The organism is Microbacterium sp. SORGH_AS_0421 (assembly GCF_030818635.1).
Lineage (GTDB): Bacteria > Actinomycetota > Actinomycetes > Actinomycetales > Microbacteriaceae > Microbacterium.
Genome location: NZ_JAUTAO010000001.1, coordinates 2,861,911 through 2,888,438, shown reverse-complemented (window position 1 = coordinate 2,888,438; position 26,528 = coordinate 2,861,911). Strand labels below are relative to the sequence as shown.

The following is a 26,528-nucleotide window of genomic DNA, read 5'->3' as shown; positions in this document are numbered from 1 at the left end:
GAGACATGACCTACCCTCGCCCCTCATCCTTCGGCCCGGCCGCCGACGCGTCGAACGCGACCCCGGATGCCACGACTCCGGCATCCGGCCAGAGCGCCGCGTCCACGGCCTCCGTCGTCCCGAGCCCGCGCTTTCCGGCGATCGAGAACGACACGCTCGCGTTCTGGAAGAGCGATGACACCTTCCGCGCGTCGATCGCCAACCGCGAGGGCGCCGAGGAATGGGTGTTCTACGACGGGCCGCCGTTCGCCAACGGCCTGCCGCACTACGGCCACCTGCTCACCGGTTACGCCAAGGACGTCTTCCCGCGCTTCCAGACCATGCGCGGCAAGAAGGTCGACCGCGTGTTCGGCTGGGACACCCACGGCCTGCCCGCCGAGCTCGAGGCGATGAAGCAGCTCGGGATCACCGAGAAAGACGAGATCGAGCGCATGGGGGTTTCGACCTTCAACGCCAAGGCCCGCGAGTCGGTGCTCGAGTACACGCGCGAGTGGCAGGACTACGTCACGCGCCAGGCCCGCTGGGTCGACTTCGAGCGCGGGTACAAGACGCTCGACACGACCTACATGGAGAGCGTGCTCTGGGCCTTCAAGACCCTGCACGACAAGGGACTCGCGTACGAGGGCTACCGCGTGCTGCCGTACTGCTGGCGCGATGAGACGCCCCTGTCGACGCACGAGCTGCGCATGGACGACGACGTCTACAAGATGCGGCAGGACCCCTCGGTCACCGTGACCTTCCCCCTCGTCGGGGCCAAGGCCGAGGCGATGGGCCTGACCGGCGTCCGCGCGCTCGCATGGACGACGACGCCGTGGACCCTGCCGACCAACCTCGCGCTGGCGGTGGGCCCCGGCATCCGTTATGCCGTCATCGAGGGCGGACCGAACGGCGCCGCCGACGTGCACCGTGCCCCCGACGGCACGCCCGACGAGGCGTTCGAGGCCGTCGCGCACCGCTACCTGCTGGCGGAAGACCTGCTGCCGAACTACGCCAAGGACCTCGGGTACGAGAGCGCGGATGCCGCCCGCGAGGCCGTGCAGACCACGATCCTGGGCGCCGAGCTCGAGGGCGTGTCGTACGACCGCCTCTTCGACTACTACGCCGACGCGTCGGTGTGGGGGACGCAGGATGCCTGGAAGATCCTCGTCGACGACTACGTCACCGTCAGCGACGGCACGGGCATCGTGCACCAGGCCCCCGCCTACGGTGAGGACGACAAGCGCCTCGCGGATGCCGCGGGCCTGCCGACGATCATCTCGCTCGACGACGGCGGCCGGTTCCTGTCGGCGGTGACCGACGTCGCGGGGGAGCTGTGGCTGGACGCCAACCGCCCACTCATCCGCCTGCTGAAGCAGGAGGGCCGGTTGCTCCGCGAGGCGTCGTACGAGCACTCGTACCCCCACTGCTGGCGCTGCCGGAACCCCCTCATCTACAAGGCCGTGTCGAGCTGGTTCGTGCGCGTGACCGACATCAAAGACGACCTGCTGGCCAACAACCAGCAGATCACCTGGGTGCCCGAGAACGTCAAGGAGGGCCAGTTCGGCAAGTGGCTCGAGGGCGCGCGCGACTGGTCGATCAGCCGCAACCGCTACTGGGGCTCGCCGATCCCGGTGTGGAAGAGCGACGACCCGAACTACCCGCGCGTCGATGTCTACGGCTCGCTCGCCGACATGGAGGCCGACTTCGGTCGCCTGCCGCTGAACGCCGACGGAGAGGTGGACCTGCACCGCCCCTACATCGACGACCTCACGCGCCCGAACCCCGACGACCCGACGGGGCAGTCGACGATGCGCCGTATCGAAGATGTGCTGGACGTCTGGTTCGACTCGGGCTCGATGCCGTTCGCGCAGGTGCACTACCCATTCGAGAACCACGAGTGGTTCGACGAGCACGCCCCGGCCGACTTCATCGTCGAGTACATCGGGCAGACCCGCGGCTGGTTCTACGTCATGCACGTGCTCTCGACCGCGCTGTTCGACCGCCCGGCGTACACCGGCGTCTCGTGCCACGGCATCGTGCTCGGCAACGACGGACAGAAGATGTCGAAGTCGCTGCGCAACTACCCCGACGTGCGCGAGGTCTTCGACCGCGACGGCTCGGACGCCATGCGGTGGTTCCTGATGTCTAGTTCGGTGCTGCGCGGTGGGAACCTCGTCGTGACCGAGGAGGGCATCCGCTCGGGCGTGCGCGAGTTCCTGTTGCCGCTGTGGAACGCGTGGTATTTCTTCGCCACGTACGCCAACGCGTCGGGCCCCGAGGGCTACACCGCCGAGTGGCGCACCGACTCCGCCGACGTGCTCGATCGGTACATCCTCGCGCTGACCGGCGATCTGGTGCGCGAGGTCGCCACCGACCTCGAGGGCCTCGATTCCACGACCGCCGCCGAGCGTCTGCGCGACTTCGCCGAGGTGCTGACCAACTGGTACATCCGCCGTTCGCGGGATCGCTTCTGGGTGGGCGCGACGGACGATCCGTCGAGCCGCGAGGCCTTCGACACGCTCTACACGGTGCTCGAGACCCTCACCCGCGTCGCAGCGCCCCTGCTGCCGCTCGTCACCGAGCGCGTGTGGCAGGGCCTCACCGGCGGGCGGAGCGTCCACCTGACCGACTGGCCCGACGCGTCTGCGTTCCCCGCGGCCGAAGACATCCGCACCGCGATGGACACGGTGCGCGAGGTCTCGAGCGTCGCCAACGCACTGCGCAAGCGCGAGGGCAAGCGCGTGCGTCTACCGCTCCCGCGTCTGACGGTGGTGACCCCGGATGCCTCGGGTCTGGCGCAGTTCGACGACATCCTCCGAGAAGAGCTCAACGTCAAGAGCGTCGAACAGGTCGCGCTGCGAGAGGGCACGGCGGCGGAGTACGGCATCACGCACCGTCTGTCGGTGAACGCCCGCGCCGCGGGGCCTCGCCTCGGCAAACAGGTGCAGCAGGCGATCAAGGCCGCTCGTGAGGGCGATTGGAGCGAGACCGACGGTCGGGTCGTCGCCGGAGGCATCGCGCTCGAGCCCTCCGAGTACGACCTCGTCGTCGAGACCGCGGGACGCCCCGAAGGCGAAGCGCTGGCGGTGCTGGCCGGCGGTGGTTTCGTGCTGCTCGACACCGTCACCACCCCGGAGCTCGAGGCCGAGGGCTTGGCCCGCGACATGATCCGCGGCATCCAGGACACCCGCAAGGCTGCGGGCTTCGACGTGAGCGATCGGATCTTCCTGTCACTGACCTTCGTCGACGGCGCTGACGCGCGAGCCGTCGCTCAGGCGTTCGACGTGGCCGGGGTGGCATCCGAGACTCTCGCCGAGAGTGTCGTTCTCGCCGGAGCAGAGGGGCGGCTCATCCAGCGCGGCAGCGCGCTGCCGGCCGAGTTCGAGACGCAGATCGCTGCCAAGACCTACGCGAACGTCGGCGCCGTCACTGTGGCCGTCGCGCGGATCGGAGCCCCCGCATGAGCGACCGCACCAGGGCCGACGCCGTCTACAGCGCGCTGCTCGAGCGGCAGGGCGAGCAGTGGGTGCAGCCCCGCGTCGAGCGCACGCGTCGCGTGCTCGAGCTGCTCGCCGACCCGCAGCGGACCTACCGGGTGGTCCACGTCACCGGTACGAACGGCAAGACCTCGACCAGCCGCATGATCGAGAGCCTGCTGCGAGCGATGGGTCTGCGCACGGGGCTGTTCACGAGCCCCCATCTGGAACGCTTCACGGAGCGCATCCTCATCGACGGCGAGCCCGTTTCGGATGCCGCGATCGCCGATGCGTGGGACGAGATCCAGCCGTTCGTCGAGATGGTGGACGCCGAACTGACCGCGGCCGAGGACGCGCCGCTGACGTTCTTCGAGCTGCTGACCGTGCTCGCGTTCGTCGCGTGCGCCGACGCGCCGATCGATGTGCTCGTGCTCGAGGTCGGTATGGGAGGGGAGTGGGACTCCACGAACACCGCCGACGGCGATGTCGCGGTCTTCGCGCCGATCGACATCGACCACACCGACCGTCTCGGCACCACCATCGCCGAGATCGCCACGGTGAAGGCCGGGATCATCAAGCCGGGAGCCGCGGTGGTGTCGGCTGCGCAGACCGAGGACGCACTCCGCGTCATCCGCGCGCGCGCCGCGAAAGAGGGGGCGACCGTGGCCGTGGCCGGCCACGAGTTCGACCTGGTGGGGCAGACCCTCGCCGTGGGCGGGCAGCAGCTCGACATCCGCGGGGTCGCCGGGACGTATCCCGAGGTCTACCTGCCGCTGTACGGAGCACACCAGGGCGCCAACGCGGCGCTCGCGGTCGCCGCCGTCGAGTCGCTGATCGGCGGTGGCACCCAGCCCCTCGCGGCCGACGTGATCGCCGACGGTCTCGGCAACGCCACCTCGCCCGGCCGCCTTCAGCTCATCGGTACCGCTCCGACCGTCTTCGTCGACGCCGCGCACAACCCGCACGGGGCGCGCGCTCTGGTCGCCGCCCTCGATGACTCGTTCGACATCGACGAGTGGGGCGCCGTGGTCGGCATCCTCGACGGCAAGGATGCCGCCGGCATCATGTCGGCCCTCGTCCCGGGGGTCTCCCGTGTGTTCGCCACGGCTCCCGCCAGCGACCGTGCGACCGATCCCGACGTGATCGCCGACGTCGCTGAGGCGGCGGACCTCCCGGTCACCGTGCACCCGACGCTGGAGGACGCCGCCGACGCCGCCCGCTCGTGGGCCGCCGAGTCCGACCGCCGCGCCGTCGTCATCGCCGGTTCCGTCGTGCTCGCAGGCGAGGCGCTGCGTCTCGCCGACCTCGAGGACTGGAAGGCCGGGTGGCAGGGATGAGCCCCCGCGAACCTCGCGCCCCGCGCCCCCGTCGTCAACGCGGCGCTCAGGAGTCTCTCGGCGCCGTCGTGCTCGGCTTCGAATCGATCATCGTCTTCCTCGGCGGCCTCGTGGTCTACGGCCTCAAGGTGCTGCCCTTCGGCATCGAGCCCTGGTGGGGGATCGTCGGCGGCGTCGTCATGGCTGTTGCGATGGTCGCCGTCTCGGGCTTGCTCCGCCACCGGTGGGCGCTGTTCGCGGGGTGGGGACTCCAGATCGTGCTGCTGCTCGGCGGCTTCCTCGTGCCGGCCCTGGCCGTCGTGGCTCTCATTTTCGGCGGGATGTGGGCGTATGCGACCATCAAGGGAGCAGCGCTCGATCGACAGAACGCCCGACGCGCCGCTTCCCCCGACCTCTCGAACGGAGAATGACCCATGGCTACCGAAGAGACCCTTGTCCTCGTCAAGCCCGACGGCGTCGCTCGCGGCCTCACCGGCGCGATCCTCGCCCGCATCGAGGCGAAGGGCTACGCCCTCGTCGACATCCGCCTCGTCGAGCCCGACCGTGAAACCCTGGCCCACCACTACGCCGAGCACGAGGGAAAGCCGTTCTACGAGCCGCTGCTCGAGTTCATGATGTCCGGCCCGTCGGTCGCCATCCGCCTCGCCGGAAACCGCGTCATCGAGGGCTTCCGCTCGCTCGCCGGAACGACCGACCCGACCACCGCCGCCCCCGGCACCATCCGCGGCGACTTCGGTCGAGACTGGGGCCTCAAGGTGCAGCAGAACCTCGTCCACGGGTCCGACAGCGTCGAGTCCGCCGAGCGCGAGCTCGCGATCTGGTTCGCCTGATCCCGGATGCCGTGAAGGCCGCCGCCCCGAGAGGGTGGCGGCCTTCGTCGTTCGGCGTCGAGGCGGCTGAGCCTGTCGAAACGCCCGGCCCTGATTCTCATCCGCACACGGGCGAGCCGGGGGAGCCTGTCAGGGTCTTCTGCGCTTTGGAGCGCTTCACCCGCCCCGTGACTCGCGCAACCTCAGCGGCATCCAGGTCTATCTGGCGGAGGTTCTGCGAATCTCGGAGGATCTGCGCCGACTCAGAGCTGCGAGAGCACGTCCAGGCGCACCTGCGCCAGCACCGCGACGACGGCGAACGCGACGATCGTCATGAGCGGCACCCACGCCATGAGCCTGTCGGCGAACTCTTGCACGCGCGGGCGCGGGATGACCCCCTCGCGCAGAACGTGCAGCGTGACGACGAAGAACGACGGGATCACCACGGACCACGTCACCATGCACCACGGGCACAGCGTCGCCAGCACGAAGAGGCTCTGCCCGATGAGCCAGATCACGAAGCACAGGGCGAAGACGAAGCCGAGCCAGAACAGGGCCCAGAACCACCGCGCGAAGCGCGCGCCAGCCAGCAGCGCCATACCGACCACGATGGGTGCGATCCACGCAGCGAGTCCGATGATCGGGTTAGGAAAGCCGAAGACGCTGCCCTGGGCCGACTGCAGATTCGTCGAGCACTGGACCAGCACACTGAAGTCACAGGATGCCGCGGCCCCCGGGTTCATGAGCTGGTGGAAGCGTTCCATGGTGAGCGAGAACGCCGCCCACCACCCCACGATCCCGGCGAAGATCAGCCAGATCGCGACCACGACCGGACGACGGGGGGTGACGGTTTCGCTCATGCGGCGATTCTCTCATCGCGCCGCTATGCGGTCGCCTCGAACAGGTTCACTCGTGTGTTGTGAAGACGCTGTGCGAGGCGTCTTGCCAGTGCGGCCTGTTTTTTCCGTACGCCACCGTCGATCTCGACGAGTTGATCTGCTGCGGTCATCGTCCCGCCCCCTCGGAGATCGTCCTCGCCTCATCCATGGTGATGCTCGTGTTGTCGTAACTGGGCGCTGCGCCCAGACGGGTGAGCGCCGACTTCACGTCGATCTTCTGGTTGTCGCTGTCCCGGAAGGCCACATCGAGAGACCTCATGTTCAGAACGCGCCCGTCGAATGCGACTCTGATCACGTCGCGCACGAAGTCCGGCGATGCCTTCGTCTTCTCGGCGGCCGGGAGGTCGACGGTTTCACCGACCGTAAGCGTCTCGGTGAACCCGTCCAGGCTGACGTCGGCGTAGGCGTCGGAGATCCCGAGACTGGCCGCTTTCAGCGCGGCGGGGATGTCGGTCTTGTACGAATCGTCGTGAGACGGCAGTTGGCTGCACCCGGCCGCAAGGCTGGCGGCCAACGCAAGGCCAACGACCGCAGCGATCCGCCCCCGACGCGTCGTGCCGTCAGCCCCAATCCGCGCGCCCCGGCGAGATCGGCGTCGCTGTAAGCGGTCGCGAGGTCGTCCCGAGCCGCCTCGTGCGACAGTTCTCTCGCTTTCGCCGTCTGGGCTTGCACACGTGCGCGTGCCTGCTCCGAAGCGGTGAGTGGGCCGTCGGACAAGGTCATGGTGGCCCCCTTCGCCGGAGCTTCGACCATATCGAGGCCCCGCTTCGTGCGAGAAGTCTCTGTGGATAAGTGCAGGCAACCGCGACGGTCGTGGGCGTTCCCGGCACTTCGTGCGATAATGAAGGCTGATGTGACCGCGGCCGCGCCGCAGGAACATCACCCAGAAGACTTCGGGCGATGACCGCCCTTCGCAGCACGAGCCGCAGGCCGGCTGCAGACCGAGTGAGTTCGCGGCCCCGCCGGGTGCGGCGCCGCATGAGATTTCGTCGGACGACGCGCGGTGTCGTCCGCCAGGGAGTACCCCGACATGGCCGATGTGACAGACGAACAGAATCCCGCCGACGAGACGGCGATCTCTCCCGAAACCGAGGCTCCTTCCTCCGACGCGACGCCCGCGGTCGACGAAGAAGAGGCAGCGGTCCAGGATGCCGAGGACGCCGCCGCCGACGACACCGAGGCGCCCGCGGTGCTGGACGTGGAGGACATCCCCGCGGCCGACGGTGACGAGGAGACCGCACAGGTCCCCGCCCCCGAGCAGCAGGCTGCCGAGCCCGTCCCCGCCGCGGAGATCGACGCACCGCCCGCGGACGCCGAGAGCTCGGCATCCGGTGCCGTCTCTGACGACTCCGCTCAGGCCGAGAAGACCACGGCGGAACCCGCAGCCGCTTCGGAGCAGCCCGAGGCCCCCGCCGCGCCCGAGAAACCCGGCCGCCCGACCGCCGTGTCTCTGGGCCTGCTCCCCGAGAACTTCGTGTCCGCCGTCTCGACGGCCCTGCACTTCTACGCTCCCGCCCTCCCTCCCGTCGTCATCCGCGACGACTTCGACGACCGCGACGACGAGGGCCCCTCCGAGCGCGTCTCGGCCAACGCTCGCCGCCGCAACCGCCGCCGCGGAGGACCCAACGACAACCGCGACGAGCCCCTCGAGTCCCCGGCCGCACCTCCCGTGCGCCAGCGCGCAGTCGAGGTCATCACCGAGCCGCAGCGCATCAAGGGTTCCACGCGTCTCGAGGCCAAGAAGCAGCGTCGTCGCGACGGTCGCGAAGCCGGTCGCCGACGCCCCGTCGTCACCGAGGCCGAGTTCCTCGCCCGTCGCGAGGCCGTCGACCGCGTGATGGTCGTGCGCTCGAAGGCCGGTCGTATCCAGATCGCCGTCCTCGAAGACAACGTGCTCGTGGAGCACTACGTCGCGCGCAATCAGGACGCCTCTCTCATCGGCAACGTGTACCTCGGTCGCGTTCAGAACGTGCTGCCCAGCATGGAGGCCGCCTTCGTCGACATCGGACGCGGCCGCAATGCCGTGCTCTACTCCGGCGAGGTCGATTGGGACGGCGTCGAGACCAACAACCAGCCCCGACGCATCGAGCTCGCGCTCAAGTCGGGCGACCGCGTCCTCGTGCAGGTCACGAAGGACCCGGTGGGTCACAAGGGTGCACGACTGACGAGCCAGATCTCGCTGCCCGGCCGTTACCTCGTCTACGTGCCCAACGGCACGATGAACGGCATCTCCCGCAAGCTCCCCGACACCGAGCGTGCGCGCCTGAAGAAGATCCTCAAAGAGGTGCTGCCCGAGTCCTCCGGCGTCATCGTGCGCACCGCGGCCGAGGGCGCCACCGAGGAGCAGCTGACCCTCGACGTGCAGCGCCTCACGTCGCAGTGGGAGCACGTGTCGAGCCAGGTCAAGACCATCCAGGCCCCCGCCCTGCTGCACTCCGAGCCCGATCTTCTGGTCAAGATCGTCCGCGATGTCTTCAACGAGGACTTCACGCGCATGCTCATCCAGGGCGACGAGGCATTGCAGACCATCTCCTCGTACCTGCAGGGCGTCGCCCCCGACCTGCTCGAGCGGGTCGAGAAGTACGAAGGCGAGCAGGATCCGTTCGACGCGTTCCGGGTCACCGAGCAGATCGAGAAGGCCCTCGACCGCAAGGTCTGGCTGCCCTCCGGCGGTTCGCTCGTGATCGACCGCACCGAGGCCATGACCGTCGTCGACGTCAACACCGGCAAATTCGTCGGCTCCGGCGGCAACCTCGAAGAGACCGTCACCAAGAACAACCTCGAAGCGGCCGAAGAGATCGTGCGCCAGCTGCGCCTGCGCGACATCGGCGGCATCATCGTGGTCGACTTCATCGACATGGTGCTCGAGTCCAACCGCGATCTCGTGCTGCGTCGTCTGATCGAATGCCTCAGCCGCGACCGCACGAAGCACCAGGTCGCCGAAGTCACTTCTCTCGGCCTCGTACAGATGACGCGGAAGAAGCTCGGCCTCGGCCTGCTCGAGACCTTCAGCGAGGCGTGCGAGGTGTGCGCCGGTCGCGGAGTCATCGTGCACCACGACCCCGTCGCGAAGCACCGCCCCGCAGGCTCCTCAAACGGCGGCGGCAACGGCAACGGCTCCTCGAACCGTCGCGGTCGAGGCTCCAACAACGGCTCCAACGGCTCCAACGGCTCCAACGGCAATGCGGCGTCCGGCGGCGGCAATGCGGCGCAGAACGGCGGCAACGGAAACGGCGGGGGAGCGGCGGCCCAGGCCGGCGGCACCCACGTGATCACCGAGGGCGTCAAGTCGGCTCTCGCGCAGATCGCGGCATCGACCGTCAAGCCCACCATCGACGACCCCTCGATCGTCGAGGCGGCGGTCGTGGCATCCGTCGAGGCCGTTCTCGATGCCAAGACCGAGGCCGCTGCCGAGGCTCCCGCGCCGGTTCGCGAGAAGCGGCCGCGCAAGAAGCGCGAGCCCAAGGCTCCGCGCACCGAGAAGGACGCCCTGCTCGAATCGGTCTTGGAGGCCCTGCCCGAACCCAAGGCTCCGGGACAGGGGCGCTCGCGCCGCCGCGTGACCACCGCCGCCCTGACCGGCACGCCGGTGAACGCGCAGCCGTCGTCCGAGTCCTGAGTTCGCTTCTGATCGCTTGAGGGGTCATCTTCTGTCGCGGAGCTCTGCTCGCGGCGGCCGAAGATGGCCCCTCACGGCTGAGGGCGCCGTTCCCGAGCCGTGATCCGCAGTCCCGAGGCTCGCAGGCGTCGCGCGAGCTCCTTGCCGCCCACATGCTCGGCCCCCGCGCGAACGAGGTCGGCGTGCCGCTCGTCGGGCACGTCGTAATGATCGAGGTCGAACGCTCGGGAGGGGATTCCGGCTGCCGCGGCGAAGGCGTGGAGCTCCTCGAGATCGCTGTCGCTGACCAAATGAGCCCACAGTCGTCCGTGCGCGGGCCACTGCGGGTCGTCGATCAGAATTGCCATCCCGCGATCCTACGGTCGACACGCGGGTCGAATGCTTTTGCCGGATGCCGCCGGGTGAGCTAAACTTGACCCTTGGTGCGTCGCGTCCACTCCTGATAAGAGCGTGACCCCGCGGGTTCTGCCCGCCGGATCGCACCGAGACTTGGGTCTTCAGACCCTCCCGACGTCATCAGACAACCGGAGCTCCGCGCTCCCGAACGAAAACAGGTGTGAAGTGGTTTACGCAGTTGTGCGCGCCGGCGGCCGCCAGGAGAAGGTCCAGGTCGGCACGGTCGTCGTGCTCGACCGCCAGAAGGCGAAGATCGGCGAGAGCATTCAGCTGCCCGCCGTCCTGTTCGTCGACGGCGACGCGGTCACGACCGACGCCGACAAGCTCGCGAAGGTCTCGGTCACGGCCGAGGTGCTCGGCGAGGAGCGCGGTCCGAAGATCGTGATCCAGAAGTTCAAGAACAAGACCGGCTACAAGAAGCGCCAGGGACACCGTCAGGACCTCACGCGCGTCAAGATCACCGGCATCAAGTAAGAGCCAGGAGACGCAGAGATGGCACACAAAAAGGGCGCAAGCTCCACCCGTAACGGTCGTGATTCCAACGCACAGCGCCTCGGCGTGAAGCGCTTCGGCGGCCAGGTCGTCCTCGCCGGCGAGATCATCGTCCGCCAGCGCGGCACGCACTTCCACCCCGGCGCCAACGTCGGCCGTGGCGGCGACGACACGCTGTTCGCCCTGGCACCCGGCGCCGTCCAGTTCGGCGCGAAGGGCGGCCGCAAGGTCGTCAACATCGTCACCGCAGCAGCGGAGTAATTCCCGCGCTTCGGCGCACGAGGGGGTGGGCGCTGCCCACCCCCTCTTCTTTTTTCGAGTCGGCTCGGCCGGCCACACCCGGAAGGACCCGCCATGGTCACCTTCGTCGACCGCGTGACCCTGCACCTGCGTGCGGGAAAGGGCGGCAACGGCTGCGTCTCGGTGCGCCGTGAGAAGTTCAAGCCGCTGGCCGGTCCCGACGGCGGCAACGGGGGCAGCGGCGGCGACGTCGTGCTCGTCGCCGACCCGCAGACGACCACCCTGCTCTCGTACCACCACTCGCCGCACCGCTCCGCGGGCAACGGCGGGTTCGGCATGGGCGACCACCGCTCCGGCGCCCTGGGCGAGGACCAGGAGCTCCCGGTGCCGCTCGGCACGGTCGTGAAGGATCTCGACGGCAACGTCCTCGTCGACATGCTCACCCCCGGCATGCGCTTCGTCGCGGCGCCGGGTGGACTCGGCGGTCTCGGCAACGCGGCACTCGCCTCTCCGAAACGCAAGGCCCCCGGCTTCGCTCTTCTCGGCACTCCCGGTTACGAGGGCGATGTCGTCCTCGAGCTCAAGACCGTCGCCGATGTGGCATTGGTCGGCTTCCCTTCGGCGGGCAAGTCGAGCCTGATCGCCGCGGTGTCGGCCGCGCGCCCCAAGATCGCCGACTACCCGTTCACGACGCTGCACCCGAACCTGGGCGTCGTGCAGGCGGGCGACGCCCGCTTCACGATCGCCGACGTCCCCGGCCTCATCGAGGGCGCGAGCGAGGGCAAGGGTCTGGGTCTGGAGTTCCTCCGTCACGTCGAGCGCTGCACGGCCCTCGTCCACGTGCTCGACTGCGCCACGCTCGACCCGGGCCGCGACCCGCTGAGCGACCTCGACATCATCCTGGCCGAGCTCGCCGCGTACCCGGTTCCCGACGGGCAGATCCCGCTGCTCGAGCGGCCCCAGATCATCGCGCTGAACAAGGTCGACGTCCCCGAGGCGCACGAGCTCGCCGACTTCGTGCGGCCCGACCTCGAGGCCCGCGGCTTCCGCGTGTTCGAGATCTCGACCGTCAGTCGCGCCGGGCTCCGCGAACTCACCTTCGCTCTCGGCGAGATCGTCGAGCAGCACCGTCTCGCCACGATCGATCAGGCTCCCGCCGAGCGCGTCGTCATCCGGCCACGCGGCGCGGAGAAGGACTTCACGATCAAGGTCGAGGGCGGCACCTACGGTCCCGTGTACCGCATCCTCGGCGACAAGCCGGTCAAGTGGGTCCAGCAGACCGATTTCCAGAACGAGGAGGCTGTGGGCTATCTCGCCGACCGCCTCGCACGCCTGGGCGTCGAGGACGGCCTGTTCCGTGCCGGCGCGGTCGCCGGTGCGACCGTCGTGATCGGTCCGGGCGACGGCATCGTCTTCGACTGGGAGCCCACTCTCACCTCGGCCGCCGAGCTCATGACGGCCCCGCGCGGCACCGACCCCCGTCTCGTGCAGAACTCGCGTCGGACCTCCTCCGAGCGTCGCGCCGAGTATCACGAGCGCATGGATGCCAAGGCCGACGCCCGAGCCGAGCTCGAGGCCGAACGCCGCGCGGCGCGTGCCGTGGGCATCTCTCCCGACGGTGATTCGTCCCCGCTCTCGCCCGAGGACGAGGACCGGTGACCGCGACGACGCGCGCCGGCATCCCCGGCGCCGCTCGCGTCGTGGTGAAGGTCGGTTCGTCGTCGATCAGCGGAGACGGCGCGCACCGCATCGACACGATCGTCGAGGCACTCTCGCGCGCTCACGGCGAGGGTACCGAGGTCGTCCTCGTGTCGTCGGGGGCGATCGCGACCGCTCTTCCGCTCCTCGACCTTCAGGGTCGCCCGAACGACCTCGCCACCCAGCAGGCCGCCGCGGCGGTCGGACAGAACGTCCTCATGTGGCGGTATCAGACCTCGCTCGACCGCTTCGGTCTGCTCGCGGGGCAGGTGCTGCTCACCGCGGGCGATCTCGAGAACGCCACCCACCGCTCGAACGCGCGCCGCGCCATGGAGCGGTTGCTGGGGCTCGGAATCCTGCCCATCGTCAACGAGAACGACACCGTGGCCACCCACGAGATCCGCTTCGGCGACAACGATCGGCTGGCCGCTCTCGTGGCGCAGCTGATCGGGGCGGACGTGCTCGTCCTGCTCAGCGACATCGAGACGCTCTTCACCCTCCCGCCCAGCGAGCCGGGTGCACGTCCCATCACCGACGTCGCCTGGGGCGACGACCTGTCGGACTTCGAGTTCGGCGCGGGCGTCGTCAACGGCGTGGGCACCGGGGGAGCGGCCACCAAGGCCTCCGCGGCCAAGCTCGCCTCGACCGCGGGCGTGGGCGTCCTCGTCACGAGCGCCGACCTTGTGGCATCCGCTCTCTCGGGGGAGTCGGTGGGCACCTGGTTCGCCCCCAACCCCGACCCCGTGACCCTGTCCACCGGTCCCGTGGGCGCCCTGACGCGCGCCGGTACACTGAGCGCATGACCGTGATCGCCGCCTCCGTGGACGAGCGCCTGCGTCTGGCCAAAGACGCGGCGCGCGAGATCGGACTCCTCGACTCCGCTCGCAAAAGCGCGCTCTTGCACGCGGTGGCCGACCTTCTCGAGGCGTCGTCCGCCGAGATCGTCGCCGCCAACGCCGAGGACCTCGAAAGAGGGCGGGAAGATCGCATCGGCGAGGCGCTCCTGGACCGCCTCCGTCTCGACGACACGCGCGTGTCGGCCCTCGCCGCCGCGGTTCGCGACGTGGCTGAGCTCCCCGACCCGGTCGGTCGCGTGCTCGACAGCCGGACCCTCCCCAACGGCCTCTCGCTCGAGAAGGTCGCCGTTCCCTTCGGCGTCGTCGGGTCCATCTACGAGGCCCGACCCAACGTCACCGTCGACATCGCCTCGCTCGCGCTGCGCTCCGGTAATGCCGTCGTGCTGCGCGGAGGGTCGGCTGCGCAGAGCAGCAACGCGACGCTCGTGCGCATCATGCGCGACGCGCTGGCGAGCCAAGGCGTGAGCCCCGAGGCCATCCAGAGCGTCGACGATTTCGGTCGCGACGGCGCGAAGGCCCTCATGAACGCCCGAGGCCTGGTCGACGTGCTCGTTCCGCGCGGCAGCGCCGGACTCATCGAGACCGTCGTCACCGAGTCCACCGTGCCCGTCATCGAGACCGGTGCAGGCGTCGTGCACGTCTACCTGGACGCGACCGCCCGCGACGACTGGGCCCGCGACATCGTGCTCAACGCGAAGACGCAGCGCCCGAGCGTGTGCAATGCCGTCGAGACGGTGCTCGTGCACCGTGCGGCGGCCGGTCGACTGCTGCCGGAGCTGCTGGCGTCCCTGGCCGACGCCGGCGTGACCGTGCACGGCGACGACGACACGCGTGCGCACGATGCGCGCGTCGTCGCGGCGACCGACGACGACTGGTCGCGCGAGTACGGCACCCTCGACCTCGCGGTCCGTGTCGTCGACGACCTCGACGAGGCGTTGGCGCACATCCGCCGGTACTCGACGCACCACACCGAGTCGATCATCACCGCCGACCCCGCGGCGGCCGACCGCTTTCTCGCCGAGGTCGACTCCGCGGTGGTGCTGGTGAACGCCTCGACGCGTTTCACCGACGGAGGCGAGTTCGGCTTCGGCGCCGAGGTCGGTATCTCCACGCAGAAACTCCACGCCCGCGGACCCATGGGCCTCGCCGAGCTGACGAGCACCAAGTGGCTCGGGCGCGGCGACGGCCAGGTACGCGCCTGACCGCCTAAAATGGGACGCGCGCCTCGCGCAGACCTCTGATCGGAGCACTGATGACTTTCGTCGCACTTCTGGCCCACGCCGCAGAAGAAGGCGCCCACCACGGCGGCAACGTCCAGGCCCAGACCTTCTGGTATGGCGCCGTGGCGTTCCTGGTTTTCGTCGCCCTGAGCCTCGTGACGCTGTCGTACCGCAACGTGTCGAACCGTCACGCGCACAAGGCGGCGGCGTACACCCAGAAGCACGGGACGCCCACCCCCGAGGCGCACGGCCACTGAGGCCCACCGTATGTCGGTGACGCGCGCCCCTCGTATCGGGGTCATGGGTGGGACGTTCGATCCCATCCATCACGGTCACCTGGTCGCTGCCAGCGAGGTCGCTCAATCGTTCGACCTCGACGAGGTCGTCTTCGTTCCGACGGGTCGCCCGTGGCAGAAGGACGACGTCACCGAGAGCGAGCACCGCTACCTCATGACGGTGATCGCCACGGCATCCAATCCGCAGTTCACCGTGAGTCGCGTCGACATCGATCGCGCGGGACCCACGTACACGATCGACACCCTGCGCGACCTGCAGGAGCAGCGCCCCGGTGCGGAGTTGTTCTTCATCACCGGCGCCGACGCGGTCGCCCAGATCCTCAGCTGGCGCAATCACCAGGAGCTGTGGGATCTCGCGCACTTCGTCGCCGTCTCGCGACCCGGCCACGTCCTCACCACCGAGGGCCTTCCCGCCGAGAACGTGAGCCAGCTGGAGATCCCCGCCCTGTCGATCTCGTCCACAGACTGCCGCGCCCGTGTGCGCCGGGGCCACCCCGTGTGGTACCTCGTGCCCGACGGCGTCGTGCAGTACATCGCGAAGCACCACCTCTACCGGAGCACAGCATGAGCACTCCCGAGAACCCCGAGACTCCCGCGCTGACCCGTCGTCAGCTGCGCGAGCTCCGCCAGACCGGCGCGACGCCCATCATCGTCCCGCAGCGCGAGGGCGAGACTCCGGATGCCGAAACCCCGGCCGCCGCGGCCGGAGCCCCCGAGTCGGTGGTCGTCGATCGCGTTCCCGAGCCCGCTGCGGCGCAGGAGCCCCCGGTCGAGCCATCCGCGGTCGAGGAGTCCTCCACCGAGACGGAGCAGGAGCATCAGCCCGCCGTCTCGGAAGAGCCGACGCCCGCCGCCACGCGCGATGAGCCCTTCGCCCCTGCCCTGCGCCCGGGCTCCTTCGACGGAGCTTTCGGCGACGGCGACTTCGGTGTCACCGGCCTGACCCGTCGTCAGGTGCGCGCGCAGGAGAAGATCCGGACCGCCGCGGTACCCGTGATCAGCTCCGACCTCCAGTCGTCGATGTCCCACCAGAGCGCCGCGCCGGAGCCGCAGGTCGAGGACGAGTCCGCCCAGCCCGCCATCTTCCGTCCGGCAGCGCCAGACGCCGCCGACGCTCCGACCGCCGCGGACGCCGGTCCCGGCGCCTCGGTGGTGAACCCCGCCCTCGGTTCCGAGCTGCTCGACGGGGCGACTCCCGAGGTCACGCTGCCCGACTCGTTCGACCAGCTCCTTTCGCGCAACACCGCCGCCAGCGGTGCGGTGTCGACCCCCAACGCGCTCATTCTGTCGCAGACCCCCGCCGGCGTTCCGCTGGTCGGCCCCGTCACCGCGACCGGCGAGGTCATGATCACCGGCACCTTCGAGCTGCCCGAGGGCCTGGGCTCGGTCGGACACGCACCCGGCACCACCGACGGCCGTGACGCCGACGCGGTGCTTCTCGACGGCGAGCTTCCGCCCGCCTCGTCACCCACCCCGATCGCTGCAAGTGCCGCGATCAGCACGGTCAAGCAGCCCGGCGAGATCATTCGTCCGCCGGCGCCCGAGAAGGGCAGCAAGCTCCTCATCGGGCTCATCATCACGACCGGTGCTCTCTTCCTGGCGGTGGCCGTTACTCTCGGCCTCGCCTTCACGACAGGAGTCTTCCGATGACAGCCACCGACAACGGTCGCGAGATGGCGCAGATCGCCGCCCTCGCCGCCGACGCGAAGGGCGGCGACGATATCGTCGCCCTCGACGTCTCCGAGCCGCTTCCGCTCGTCGACATCTTCCTCCTCGTCACCGGTCGCAACGAGCGCAACGTCGCCGCGATCGCCGACGAGATCGAAGAGAAGCTCCTCGAGCACGGGCACAAGCGCGTTCGTCGCGAGGGCCGACAGGAATCCCGCTGGGTCCTGCTCGACTTCGGAGACCTCGTCGTCCACGTCTTCCACGAGGAAGAGCGCGTCTACTACGGCCTGGAGCGCCTCTGGAAGGACTGCCCGGTCGTTCCGATCGAGCTTCCCACGCCGGCCCACGCCGCCGACTGACACCGATCGCGTCGACGCCCTCTGCCCGATGGCAGGGGGCGTTCTCGTTCGTACGCCGGATTCATAGACGCCAGAGCGCATGCTGGGTCGGTGTCACCGACCTCGCACCGCGTCCGCCGCAACCGTCGCCGGCTCCTGCTCATCGTCGCCGCCATCGTCACCACGGCCGTCGTCGGCACCGTGGCCTTCGTCGCCGTCAACCTCGTCGGGGCGGCCGATGGCATCCATCATTCCGATGCGGTCCTGCCGACCGCCGCACCGGGCATCGCCCAGGACGAGGGAGAGCAGAACATCCTCATCATGGGGCTCGACAGCCGCGTGGACGAGGACGGGAAGCCGTACCCGCAGGAGATCTACGACGCGATCCACGCGGAGGACGCCTCGGTCGGCGGGTACAACACGAACGTGCTGATGTACGTGCACATCCCCGCCGGTGGCGGACAAGCGGTCGCCGTCTCCATCCCACGCGACGACTACGTCGATTACGCGGGAGCCCCCGGGGGAACGAAGAAGGGCAAGATCAAGGAGGCCTACGGGCGGGCTTTCGCCGCCAAGAACGACGAGCTCCGCGCGGCGGGTGTGTCGGACGACGAGGCTTACCAGCAGGCCCGCGACTCCGCCCGTACCGAGGAGATGCAGACGGTATCGCAGTTCCTGGGCGGTGTGCCGATCGACCATTTCGTCGAAGTGACGATGGCAGCGTTCTACCGGGTCGCCCAGGCCGTGCAGCCGATCTCGGTGTGCCTCAACCACGCGACCGCCGATACGTACTCCGGTGCGAACTTCGCGGCGGGGGCGCAGCAGATCGACGCCTCACAGGCGATGGCCTTCGTGCGTCAGCGTCGCGACACGGAATACCGCAACGTCTTCCTCACCGACCTCGACCGCACGCGCCGCCAGCAGGCGTTCATGGTGTCGCTCGCACTCAAACTCCGCGATGCTCAGACGTTCACCGACTTCGGACGCCTGCAAGATCTTCTCGACACCGCGAAGCAATTCGTCGCCGTCGACAAGGGCTTCGATCTGCTCAGCCTCGCCTCGACCGCCCAGCGCCTCGCCGGGGGAGACGTCACGTTCCAGACTCTGCCGGTCGAGCGTTTCGGCACGATCGACGGCGAGAGCGTGAACATCGTCGACCAGAAAGCCATCGCGGCCCAGGTCAGCACCTTGCTGCACCCCGCCCCGGCTGCGACCCCGGACGCCGGGACGGATGCCGAAACCCCACCGAGCGACGCTCCCTCGGCGTCCGCGCCGGCGGCATCGCCCAGTCCGACGTCGTCTGTGTACACCGACTCGCAGCAGCCGATGCGCGCGGGGTCGGTGCCTTGCGTTAACTGAGGCGGTTTCCTCCTGCCGCTCGCCGTGCCGCTCGCCAGGTCGACGCCCGGGCGCGGCGGAGGCCGATCGGCGAGGTGTCTGCGAGGTTCGCGGAGGCCGGGTACGAGATGCGAGCGCCATCGGGCGCTGGCAGCGCTACACGCGAGCGGACCCGGGCGAATGACGGAAACCGGATGCTCACCGCTGACACCCGAGAGGGGTGCCGCGCGGTGAACGCGAGGCGGGTGAGCCCGACGGAAACGAAGAAGGCCTCCGCCGAAGCGGAGGCCTTCTTTCGAGGTGGACCTGAGGGGACTCGAACCCCTGACCCCCTGCATGCCATGCAGGTGCGCTACCAGCTGCGCCACAGGCCCGTTTTTTGTTTTCCGCCCCGTTTGAGGCAACTCCATGAGCTTACAACACAGATTGCGACGGCAAGAAATCGGTGCAGCCGGGCGTGTCGTCGGGGCCCGTCACGGCCGTGATGACGGCGCGTCTGAGTGCCTGACCGCGCTCGCTCAACCCACGCTGCCGGGCGACGTACTCCGCCTTTCCCTCGGGCGTCTCGATGGCCACCGGAACATAGCCCCAACCGGTGAGGTCGTAGGGGGAGGCCTGCATGTCGAGCGTGCGGATATCGCGCGCGAGCTCGAAGGCATCGAGCAACAGGGCACCGGGGACCAGCGGCCCGAGCTTCACCGCCCACTTGTAGACGTCCATGCCCGCGTGCAGACACCCCGGCTGCTCGCGCGCGACCTGGTCGTCGCGACGGAGCGGCGTGCGGTTGAGCGGTACGGCCTCGGGAGTGAAGAAACGGAAGGCGTCGAAGTGCGTGCACTTGAGGTCGTGAGCCTCGACCACCGCGTCGGTGCCGTCACGTCCGAGACGCAGCGGTACGGCGTGCCGCACCTCGTCAGCGCGATACGCCATCGCCCACTCGTGCAGCCCGAAGCACCCGAACTGCGCCGGCCGGTCGCGGGTCGCCCGCAGCAGGTTGACGACACCGCGGTACATCGAACCTCTCTCGGCGCGGAAGCGCGCTGCGTCCACCTCGACGCCGTCGCCCTCCGCCCGGTACCAGCGCCAGCCGGCCCGTTCGTCGGCCTGTTCGAGCAGGACGCCCGGACCCGGGTGCCATCGCCGCAGGATGGCAGGTTTGTAGGAGTAGTACGTGAAGAGGAAGTCCTCGACCGGATGCTTCTGTGCCCGGCTCGCACGAGCGCGGTGATCGGCGGTGAGCGCGTCGGCGCGGAGCGCGTGTGCCTCGGCGTCCGCCGTCCACCGTTCGCGCGTCAGGACCTCCCGGGTCGCGAGCAGGGTCACGCGACCGGCTCGATGAGTTCGGGGGAGTCATTGCGCACGTTTCCGACCGCGGACGACACCACGTGATCGTCGAGAGTCTCGACCATGTCGGGTGCTGCGTCGATAGCGGCATCGAGGACGTCTCCGACGTTCTCGGTCGTCGGGTCGAGCCAGGCATCGGCGAAGTCGGGATCCATGAACAGCGGCATGCGGTCGTGGATGGACCCCAGTCGCCCGATCGCGTCGCGCGTGAGGATCGTGCAGCTCAGTACCCATCGCGCCGGGTCGTCGGCGGCGAGGGCGGGATTCTTCCACCACTCGTAGAGGCCCGCGAAGAACAGCGGCGACCCGTCGGCGGGGTGGATGTAGTGGGGGGTCTTGCCCTCTTCGGTGGTCTTCCATTCGTAGTACCCGGATGCCGGGATCACGGCGCGCCGTTTGATGAGCGCATCGCGGAACATCGGCTTGTCCTCGACGTCTTCGCTACGGGCGTTGAATGCCCGCGCGCCGACCTTGACGTCTTTCGCCCAGCCGGGAACGAGGCCCCACCGCGCGACCTCGAGGCGACGCACCGGGGGCTCGCTCTTGATCGAGTCGAGCACGATGCCGATCTGGGCGGTGGGCGCGATGTTGTACGAGGGCTGCGGCAACTCGTCGGCCTGGACGTCGACGCGCAGCACCCCCACGAGCTCTGAGGCCACGTTGGCTACGACGAATCGACCGCACATGTTCCCACCGTACGCGTCCCCTCCGACATCGGATCACGCCGGGAGCGGCCGCGTACGACGTCGACGGTGCACCACGTCCGCCGCACGACACCGGATGCCGTCGACACCGGATGCCGTCGACGACGCGCACGCCAGCGGGGTACGCACGGCGCCGGGCGCCGCGGCATCCGGAATCAGGCGTCGTTCGAGATGACGCCCGTGCTGCGGAGGCGGTCAAGAAGACCCGCACCGTCGGACTCGGTCACCCACGGCACCTCGGCAGCCGAATGGTCGTCGACCACCGTGCGGCCACCGGCGAGAACAGCTTCGGCAGGGAGGAGTTTGCGGATCGCGACCGCGGCGACGTTCTGCGGGTGCTCGATGGCGAACCCTGTGTAGATGGCGTCGTCGTGCTGGCCGTCGTCGCCCACCAGCAGCCACTTCACCCGCGGGAACTCCGCGGCGAGGCGTCGAAGGTTCTGCTCCTTGTGCTCTCGGCCGCTGCGGAACCACCGATCGTGGGTGGGGCCCCAGTCGGTGAGGAGGAAGGACCCCGAGGGGAAGAGGTGGCGTCGCATGAAACGCGTCAGCGTCGGTGCGACGTTCCAGGCGCCGGTCGAGAGGTAGATCACCGGAGTGCCCGGGTGCTCTCGGGTGAGCCGTTCGAGCATGACGGCCATGCCGGGCACGGGCTGGCGTGCGTGCTCGTCGACGACGAAGGAGTTCCACGCGGCGAGCAGCGGTCGCGGCAGCAGCGTGACCATGACGGTGTCGTCGATGTCGCTGACCACGCCGAACCGCACGTCCGACCCCACGATGAACACGCGCGTCTCGGCGGGCTCGCTTCCCTCCACCGACATCGTGATGCTCTGCCAGCCGGGGGAGAGGGTCGCGGGCAGCTTCGCATCGATCACCCCGCCGCGGTCCGCGACGACGCGGTGCGTGACGCCGTCGATGACGATGTCGACCTGGCCGAAGCCGACGGGTACGGCCGCGAAGCTCCGCCACCCGCGAAGGCTGGCAAATTCCCCCGTCGAGGTGCGCTTGATCGGCGGGGCGATGAGCACCCTGCCGAGGACGCGGACCCACTCCTCGGTGCCGTACCCCGGAAAGCCGGTGACGGCGGGGCGCAGGCCGCGCGCGCGCGCTCGACGTTCGCGCCAGCGGTGGAAACGGCGCTCGAGTCGGGCGAACCAGAGCACTTTGGCGCGAGGGGAACGAGGCATCGCCCTCAGTCTTTCACGTCACCGTCCACCGGTTCGAGGGGGGTGGCCTCGTCGGCCAGGTGTCGGCGCTCCACACGCTCGATGACCTTCTTGCCGATGAAGACCAGCACGAGGAAGACGACGAGGATGCCGACGAAGACGTAGCCCGCGTAATGGATGCGGTCGGAGAGCTCGCGGTAGGTGCCCGCGGCCGATGCCGCGACCGTGACGTACAGACCGGCCCACACGATGCACGCGGGCGTCGTCCAGGCGAGGAAACGACGGTAGCTGTAGCCGCTCATGCCCACCGTCAGCGGCACCAGCGAGTGCAGCACGGGAAGGAACCGCGACAGGAAGATGGCGGGTCCGCCGCGACGGCGCAGGTACCGGTCCGCGCGCTCCCAGTTGCGTTCGCCGAGCTTCTGCCCGACACGCGAGGCGCGGATGCGTGGCCCGAAGTACCGGCCGAGCCAGAACCCGAGGCTCTCGCCGATCAGGGCCCCGACCACGATCGCCGCGGCCAGCACGACCCCTTCGATCGGGGAGGCGACCGCGGTTCCCGCGACGATCACCATGGTGTCACCCGGAACGATGAGCCCCACGAGCACGCTGGTCTCGAGGACCATGGCCACGCCCGCAACCACCGTGCGCAGCACCGGATCGACGTCGCGGACCAGGTCGAGCAGCGACGTGAGAATCTCGTTCACCTCCGTCAGCCTAGGCCCGCCGCCTCGCTCTAGCCTGGGAGCGTGCCTCGATCCGTTCCGCCGCTCACCCTGACGCGGTGGATCGACCCCGAGGCGGTGTTCCTGCACGTCTTCGCCGCCGCGGGCGACGCGTTCTGGCTCGACGCGGGCGCAACGGCCTCGACGGGCTGGAGTTGGATGGGCACGGGACGTCTCGACGAAGCTCCCGGGGGTCTGCACCGCCGCGCCGCGGGGCCCGGCGACGCGGTCGACGACGCCGGTGCGTTCCGCGGCGGCTGGGTCGGCTGGCGCTCGTACGAGGGCCGGGACGCCTGGCTGCGCGTGGACACCTTCCTCGCTTTCGACCACGCCCGGCGACGCGTGCACGTCTTCGGCGATGCCGACCTCGCCGACCGGGTCGCCGCCACGCCGGCGGCTGCGGCGGTGGATGCCGCAGCGGACCGGGGCACGGCATCCGCCCGCGTGAGTCCCGAGCGGTACGTCGAGCTCATCGAGGCGTGCCGCGATCGGATCCGCGAGGGCGATGCCTACCAGTTGTGTCTCACCACGCGTTTCACGGTTCCCGGCGAAGTCGACGCGGTCGACGTGTTCCGGCGGCTGCGGCAGGTCTCTGCCTCGCACCATGCGGGCTTGATCCGCATCGGCGATATGACGCTGGTGAGCGCTTCTCCCGAGCGCTTCCTCGAGGTGCGCGGTGGCCGCGTGCACACCCACCCCATCAAGGGCACGCGTCCCCGATCGACGGATCCCGCTCGCGATCGCGCCCTCGCCGACGAGCTGCAGGCCGATGCCAAGGAGCAGGCCGAGAACGTCATGATCGTCGACCTGATGCGCAACGATCTCTCGCGCGTCTGCGAACCGTCGACGGTCGGGGTGGACCGACTGCTCGAGGTCGAGACGTACCCGACCGTGCACCAATTGGTGAGCGAGGTGTCGGGTCGGCTCCTGCCCGGCACGACGATCGAAGAGGTGCTGGCCGCAGCGTTCCCCGCCGGCAGCATGACCGGTGCACCCAAGCGGTCCGCGATGCAGATCCTGCGCCGCCTCGAGGGGGCCGAGCGCAGTGTCTACTCGGGCGCCTTCGGGTGGATCGGCGACGACGGGGCGGCGGACCTCGCGATGGTCATCCGCAGCGTCGTCGTGGAGCGGGATGCCGCCTGGGTCGGCGCCGGGGGAGGCATCACGTGGCGCTCGGTCGCGGCATCCGAGGTCGCCGAGGTGGGGATCAAGGCGCGAGCGCCCCTCGCCGCTCTCGGTGCCCGGGTGCCGCCCGGGTGGTGACGGCGGGTCCGATAGCCTGGGAGTTGGTCCCCGCGGCCTCCCGACCTTCACGATTGGCTTCACCCGTGTCTCAGAACTCCGCACCAGACCCCCGCGAGGGGGGCTTCGACACCCACGCCATCCAGGCGAAGTGGCAGCAGGCTTGGGCCGAGAAAGACCCGTTCCGCGCCGGGGGCGACGACGACACGCGCCCCCGCAAGTACGTGCTCGCGATGTTCCCGTACCCCTCGGGCGACCTTCACATGGGTCACGCCGAGAACTACCTCTACTCAGACATCGTGGCGCGCTTCTGGCGCCACCGCGGTTACAACGTGCTCAACCCCATCGGGTGGGACTCGTTCGGCCTGCCCGCCGAGAACGCGGCGATCAAGCGAGGCGCCGACCCCGTCGAGTGGACCTACGCCAACATCGCCCAGCAGAAGGCGAGCCTGAAGGACTACGGCGTCTCGTTCGACTGGAGCCGTGTGCTGCACACGAGCGACCCCGAGTACTACCGCTGGAACCAGTGGCTGTTCCAGAAGCTCTACGACAAGGGCCTGGCGTACCGCAAGGACGCGCTGGTCAACTGGGACCCGGTGGATCAGACCGTGCTCGCCAACGAGCAGGTCCTTCCCGACGGCACGAGCGAGCGCAGCGGCGCCGTGGTGGTCAAGAAGAAGTTGACGCAGTGGTTCCTGCGCATCACCGACTACGCCGATCGCCTGCTCGACGACCTGAACCAGCTCGAGGGCTTCTGGCCGAGCAAGGTCATCCAGATGCAGCGCAACTGGATCGGCCGTTCGGTCGGCGCCGACATCGAGTTCGAGATCGAGGGGCGCGACGACAAGATCACGGTGTTCTCGACCCGCCCCGACACCCTGCACGGCGCGACGTTCTTCGTCGTGGCGCCCGAGTCCGACCTGGCGGCCGAGCTCGCGGCATCCGCCGATCAGGGTGTGCGCGAGACGTTCGACGCGTACCTGGCACAGGTGCAGCGCGCGACCGACATCGAGCGTCAGGCGACCGACCGCCCCAAGACCGGGGTGTTCCTCGGGCACTACGCGATCAACCCCATCAACGGCGAGAAGCTGCCGATCTGGGCCGCCGACTACGTGCTGGCCGACTACGGTCACGGCGCGGTCATGGCCGTGCCCGCGCACGACCAGCGCGACCTCGATTTCGCCCGCGCCTTCGACCTGCCCGTCAAGGTCGTCGTCGACACCACGGCGCCCATCACCGGGGCCATTCCCGTCATCGAACTCGACGACGAGGGTGTGCCGATCGACCCGCTCGGCGACGTCGACGACCTGGATCCGGTGAAGACCGGCATCGCGCTGACCGGTGACGGCCGCATGATGAACTCGGGGTCGCTGAACGGTCTGTCCAAGCGCCACGCGATCGCGCGCATGATCGAGGAGCTCGAGGCGAAGGGCGTCGGCCGCGCCGCCAAGACGTACCGCCTGCGCGACTGGCTGATCTCGCGTCAGCGCTACTGGGGCACGCCCATCCCGATGTTGCACGGCAAAGACGGGTCGATCACGCCCGTGCCCGCCGACCAGCTGCCGGTGACGCTGCCCTCGGTCGAGGGCCTCGACCTCAAGCCGAAGGGCACCTCCCCGCTGGGGGCGGCGACCGAATGGGTGCAGGTCACCGATCCCGAGACGGGCCAGACGCTTCTGCGCGACCCCGACACGATGGACACCTTCGTCGACAGCTCGTGGTACTACCTGCGCTTCCTGTCGCCGAACAGCGAGACCGAGGCGTTCTCGGGTCGTGAGGCCAATAAGTGGGGCCCCGTCGACTTCTACATCGGCGGCGTCGAGCACGCGATCCTGCACCTGCTGTACGCGCGCTTCATCACCAAGGCGCTGTTCGACATGGGGCTGGTGGAGTTCACCGAGCCGTTCTCGAGCCTCATCAACCAGGGCATGGTCATCCTCGACGGCACGAAGATGTCGAAGAGCAAGGGCAACCTGGTGCTGTTCCAGGAGGAGCTCGACGCCCACGGCGCCGATGCCCTACGCGTCGCGCTCGCCTTCGCGGGCCCCGTCGAAGACGACAAGGACTGGAACGACGTCTCGACGACGGGAGCGGCGAAGTTCCTCGCCCGTGCCCTGCGTATCGCCCACGACGTCGACAGCGAGACCGACGTGGTCTGGGCCGAGGGCGATGCCTCGCTCCGCCGTGTCACGCACCGACTGCTGGCCGATGCCGCGAACCTCGTCGAGCAGACGAAGTTCAACGTCGTCGTTGCCCGCCTGATGGAGCTGGTCAACGCCACCCGAAAGGCGATCGACGGGAAGGCCGGCGCGAGCGACCCCGCCGTCCGCGAGGCAGCCGAGGTCATCGCCATGACCCTCGACCTGTTCGCCCCGCACACCGCGGAAGAGATGTGGGCGACGCTCGGTTACGACGGCTTCGTGGGACTCACGACCTGGCGCCAGGCCGACCCGACGCTGCTCGTGGAAGACACGGTCACCGCGGTCGTGCAGATCGACGGCAAGGTGCGCGGCACGCTCGAGGTCTCGGCCAAGATCGGCGCCGAGGAGCTCGAGGCCCTCGCCCGCGGCGACGAGCGCATCGTCCGCGCCCTGGGCGATCGCGAGATCGTGCGCGCGGTGGTGCGTCCGCCGAAGGTGGTCAGCTTCTCGACGAAGTAGCTTCTCGTTCCGGATGCCACGTCCT

24 protein-coding genes and 1 tRNA gene are annotated in these 26,528 nt (G+C 69.2%); 17 read left to right on the top strand and 8 right to left on the bottom strand.

Annotation, left to right across the window (positions count from 1 at the left end; all coding sequences use genetic code 11):
- Positions 1-5 precede the first annotated feature (5 nt).
- The 4 genes from ileS to ndk are packed head-to-tail and all read left to right on the top strand — an operon-like array spanning position 6 to position 5,622.
- Positions 6-3,443, top strand: a complete 3,438-nt coding sequence (gene ileS, locus QE416_RS13770) for an isoleucine--tRNA ligase (RefSeq protein WP_307317002.1) — start codon at positions 6-8, stop codon at positions 3,441-3,443.
- Positions 3,440-4,792, top strand: a complete 1,353-nt coding sequence (locus tag QE416_RS13765; protein ID WP_307317000.1) for a folylpolyglutamate synthase/dihydrofolate synthase family protein — start codon at positions 3,440-3,442, stop codon at positions 4,790-4,792. Before ileS ends, QE416_RS13765 begins: the two co-directional genes overlap by 4 nt.
- Positions 4,789-5,202 carry a DUF4233 domain-containing protein gene (locus QE416_RS13760; RefSeq protein ID WP_307316998.1) on the top strand — a complete coding sequence of 138 codons (414 nt, stop codon included), beginning with the start codon at positions 4,789-4,791 and terminating at the stop codon, positions 5,200-5,202. The genes QE416_RS13765 and QE416_RS13760 overlap by 4 nt, the downstream gene beginning before the upstream one ends.
- A 3-nt stretch (positions 5,203-5,205) precedes the next feature.
- A complete protein-coding gene (gene ndk, locus QE416_RS13755; RefSeq protein ID WP_210074824.1) occupies positions 5,206-5,622 on the top strand; it encodes a nucleoside-diphosphate kinase in 417 nt (138 codons plus the stop codon).
- Between the two features lie 242 nt (positions 5,623-5,864).
- On the opposite strand, the gene QE416_RS13750 is transcribed toward ndk, so the two are convergent.
- Entirely contained in the window at positions 5,865-6,461 is a 597-nt protein-coding gene (locus QE416_RS13750; protein ID WP_307316996.1) for a vitamin K epoxide reductase family protein, read from the bottom strand.
- 145 nt (positions 6,462-6,606) lie between these two features.
- Complete coding sequence (locus tag QE416_RS13745; RefSeq protein ID WP_307316994.1) at positions 6,607-7,014, bottom strand: hypothetical protein; 408 nt, start codon at positions 7,012-7,014, stop codon at positions 6,607-6,609.
- A 516-nt stretch (positions 7,015-7,530) separates the two neighbouring features.
- On the opposite strand from QE416_RS13745, the gene QE416_RS13740 reads away from it, so the two are divergent.
- Complete coding sequence (locus QE416_RS13740; RefSeq protein ID WP_307316991.1) at positions 7,531-10,119, top strand: Rne/Rng family ribonuclease; 2,589 nt, start codon at positions 7,531-7,533, stop codon at positions 10,117-10,119.
- Positions 10,120-10,190: 71 nt separating this feature from the next.
- Here the strand turns inward: QE416_RS13740 and QE416_RS13735 are convergent, their stop codons facing one another.
- The gene (locus tag QE416_RS13735; RefSeq protein ID WP_307316989.1) at positions 10,191-10,466 is read right to left on the bottom strand and encodes a DUF4031 domain-containing protein; all 276 of its coding nucleotides are present in this window, start codon (positions 10,464-10,466) and stop codon (positions 10,191-10,193) included.
- Positions 10,467-10,680: 214 nt separating this feature from the next.
- On the opposite strand from QE416_RS13735, the gene rplU reads away from it, so the two are divergent.
- The 10 genes from rplU to QE416_RS13685 all read left to right on the top strand — a co-directional run bounded on the left by rplU (position 10,681) and on the right by QE416_RS13685 (position 18,683).
- A complete protein-coding gene (rplU, locus tag QE416_RS13730) occupies positions 10,681-10,989 on the top strand; it encodes a 50S ribosomal protein L21 (protein ID WP_055836929.1) in 309 nt (102 codons plus the stop codon).
- Positions 10,990-11,007: 18 nt separating this feature from the next.
- On the top strand, positions 11,008-11,268 hold the full coding sequence (gene rpmA / locus QE416_RS13725) for a 50S ribosomal protein L27 (protein ID WP_055836932.1): 261 nt from the start codon (positions 11,008-11,010) through the stop codon (positions 11,266-11,268).
- 93 nt (positions 11,269-11,361) lie between these two features.
- Entirely contained in the window at positions 11,362-12,906 is a 1,545-nt protein-coding gene (gene obgE, locus QE416_RS13720; protein ID WP_307316987.1) for a GTPase ObgE, read from the top strand.
- Positions 12,903-13,748, top strand: a complete 846-nt coding sequence (proB, locus tag QE416_RS13715; protein WP_307316986.1) for a glutamate 5-kinase — start codon at positions 12,903-12,905, stop codon at positions 13,746-13,748. Before obgE ends, proB begins: the two co-directional genes overlap by 4 nt.
- Positions 13,745-15,004, top strand: coding sequence for a glutamate-5-semialdehyde dehydrogenase (locus QE416_RS13710; protein WP_307316984.1), 1,260 nt, complete (start codon positions 13,745-13,747; stop codon positions 15,002-15,004). The genes proB and QE416_RS13710 overlap by 4 nt, the downstream gene beginning before the upstream one ends.
- A 50-nt stretch (positions 15,005-15,054) precedes the next feature.
- The gene (locus tag QE416_RS13705) at positions 15,055-15,279 is read left to right on the top strand and encodes a hypothetical protein (protein WP_210074846.1); all 225 of its coding nucleotides are present in this window, start codon (positions 15,055-15,057) and stop codon (positions 15,277-15,279) included.
- 10 nt (positions 15,280-15,289) lie between these two features.
- Entirely contained in the window at positions 15,290-15,886 is a 597-nt protein-coding gene (gene nadD, locus QE416_RS13700) for a nicotinate-nucleotide adenylyltransferase (protein ID WP_210074848.1), read from the top strand.
- Positions 15,883-16,968: a hypothetical protein gene (locus tag QE416_RS13695; RefSeq protein ID WP_307316981.1), complete on the top strand. Its 1,086-nt coding sequence runs from the start codon at positions 15,883-15,885 to the stop codon at positions 16,966-16,968. The genes nadD and QE416_RS13695 overlap by 4 nt, the downstream gene beginning before the upstream one ends.
- Positions 16,965-17,345, top strand: coding sequence for a ribosome silencing factor (gene rsfS / locus QE416_RS13690; protein WP_210074852.1), 381 nt, complete (start codon positions 16,965-16,967; stop codon positions 17,343-17,345). Before QE416_RS13695 ends, rsfS begins: the two co-directional genes overlap by 4 nt.
- A gap of 90 nt (positions 17,346-17,435) precedes the next feature.
- Positions 17,436-18,683 (top strand): LCP family protein, encoded by a 1,248-nt coding sequence (locus tag QE416_RS13685; protein ID WP_307316979.1) that lies wholly within the window; start codon positions 17,436-17,438, stop codon positions 18,681-18,683.
- A 280-nt stretch (positions 18,684-18,963) separates the two neighbouring features.
- Here QE416_RS13685 and QE416_RS13680 read toward each other — a convergent pair.
- The 5 genes from QE416_RS13680 to QE416_RS13660 all read right to left on the bottom strand — a co-directional run bounded on the left by QE416_RS13680 (position 18,964) and on the right by QE416_RS13660 (position 22,583).
- Positions 18,964-19,036, bottom strand: a tRNA-Ala gene (locus QE416_RS13680).
- A 40-nt stretch (positions 19,037-19,076) separates the two neighbouring features.
- Complete coding sequence (locus QE416_RS13675) at positions 19,077-19,985, bottom strand: 3-methyladenine DNA glycosylase (protein WP_307316978.1); 909 nt, start codon at positions 19,983-19,985, stop codon at positions 19,077-19,079.
- Complete coding sequence (locus QE416_RS13670; RefSeq protein WP_307316977.1) at positions 19,982-20,692, bottom strand: SOS response-associated peptidase; 711 nt, start codon at positions 20,690-20,692, stop codon at positions 19,982-19,984. The genes QE416_RS13675 and QE416_RS13670 overlap by 4 nt, the downstream gene beginning before the upstream one ends.
- A 173-nt stretch (positions 20,693-20,865) precedes the next feature.
- Entirely contained in the window at positions 20,866-21,897 is a 1,032-nt protein-coding gene (locus tag QE416_RS13665; RefSeq protein ID WP_210074856.1) for an App1 family protein, read from the bottom strand.
- A gap of 5 nt (positions 21,898-21,902) precedes the next feature.
- Positions 21,903-22,583 carry a DedA family protein gene (locus tag QE416_RS13660; RefSeq protein ID WP_210074858.1) on the bottom strand — a complete coding sequence of 227 codons (681 nt, stop codon included), beginning with the start codon at positions 22,581-22,583 and terminating at the stop codon, positions 21,903-21,905.
- Between the two features lie 42 nt (positions 22,584-22,625).
- Between QE416_RS13660 and QE416_RS13655 the strand changes: the two genes are divergently transcribed.
- Together QE416_RS13655 and leuS are read left to right on the top strand one after the other, a co-directional pair.
- Positions 22,626-23,864 (top strand): anthranilate synthase component I family protein, encoded by a 1,239-nt coding sequence (locus QE416_RS13655; protein ID WP_307316973.1) that lies wholly within the window; start codon positions 22,626-22,628, stop codon positions 23,862-23,864.
- 65 nt (positions 23,865-23,929) lie between these two features.
- Positions 23,930-26,503 (top strand): leucine--tRNA ligase, encoded by a 2,574-nt coding sequence (gene leuS, locus QE416_RS13650; RefSeq protein WP_307316972.1) that lies wholly within the window; start codon positions 23,930-23,932, stop codon positions 26,501-26,503.
- Positions 26,504-26,528 lie beyond the last annotated feature (25 nt).

Coding starts and splice junctions, on each gene's coding strand:
- QE416_RS13710 (WP_307316984.1), top strand. CDS start 13,745: ATGACCGTGATCGCCGCCTCCGTGGACGAGCGCCTGCGTCTGGCCAAA.
- QE416_RS13670 (WP_307316977.1), bottom strand. CDS start 20,692: ATGTGCGGTCGATTCGTCGTAGCCAACGTGGCCTCAGAGCTCGTGGGG.
- QE416_RS13740 (WP_307316991.1), top strand. CDS start 7,531: ATGGCCGATGTGACAGACGAACAGAATCCCGCCGACGAGACGGCGATC.
- rsfS (WP_210074852.1), top strand. CDS start 16,965: ATGACAGCCACCGACAACGGTCGCGAGATGGCGCAGATCGCCGCCCTC.
- QE416_RS13765 (WP_307317000.1), top strand. CDS start 3,440: ATGAGCGACCGCACCAGGGCCGACGCCGTCTACAGCGCGCTGCTCGAG.
- QE416_RS13750 (WP_307316996.1), bottom strand. CDS start 6,461: ATGAGCGAAACCGTCACCCCCCGTCGTCCGGTCGTGGTCGCGATCTGG.
- ileS (WP_307317002.1), top strand. CDS start 6: ATGACCTACCCTCGCCCCTCATCCTTCGGCCCGGCCGCCGACGCGTCG.
- rpmA (WP_055836932.1), top strand. CDS start 11,008: ATGGCACACAAAAAGGGCGCAAGCTCCACCCGTAACGGTCGTGATTCC.
- QE416_RS13665 (WP_210074856.1), bottom strand. CDS start 21,897: ATGCCTCGTTCCCCTCGCGCCAAAGTGCTCTGGTTCGCCCGACTCGAG.
- QE416_RS13705 (WP_210074846.1), top strand. CDS start 15,055: ATGACTTTCGTCGCACTTCTGGCCCACGCCGCAGAAGAAGGCGCCCAC.
- QE416_RS13735 (WP_307316989.1), bottom strand. CDS start 10,466: ATGGCAATTCTGATCGACGACCCGCAGTGGCCCGCGCACGGACGACTG.
- QE416_RS13695 (WP_307316981.1), top strand. CDS start 15,883: ATGAGCACTCCCGAGAACCCCGAGACTCCCGCGCTGACCCGTCGTCAG.
- ndk (WP_210074824.1), top strand. CDS start 5,206: ATGGCTACCGAAGAGACCCTTGTCCTCGTCAAGCCCGACGGCGTCGCT.
- obgE (WP_307316987.1), top strand. CDS start 11,362: ATGGTCACCTTCGTCGACCGCGTGACCCTGCACCTGCGTGCGGGAAAG.
- nadD (WP_210074848.1), top strand. CDS start 15,290: ATGTCGGTGACGCGCGCCCCTCGTATCGGGGTCATGGGTGGGACGTTC.
- QE416_RS13760 (WP_307316998.1), top strand. CDS start 4,789: ATGAGCCCCCGCGAACCTCGCGCCCCGCGCCCCCGTCGTCAACGCGGC.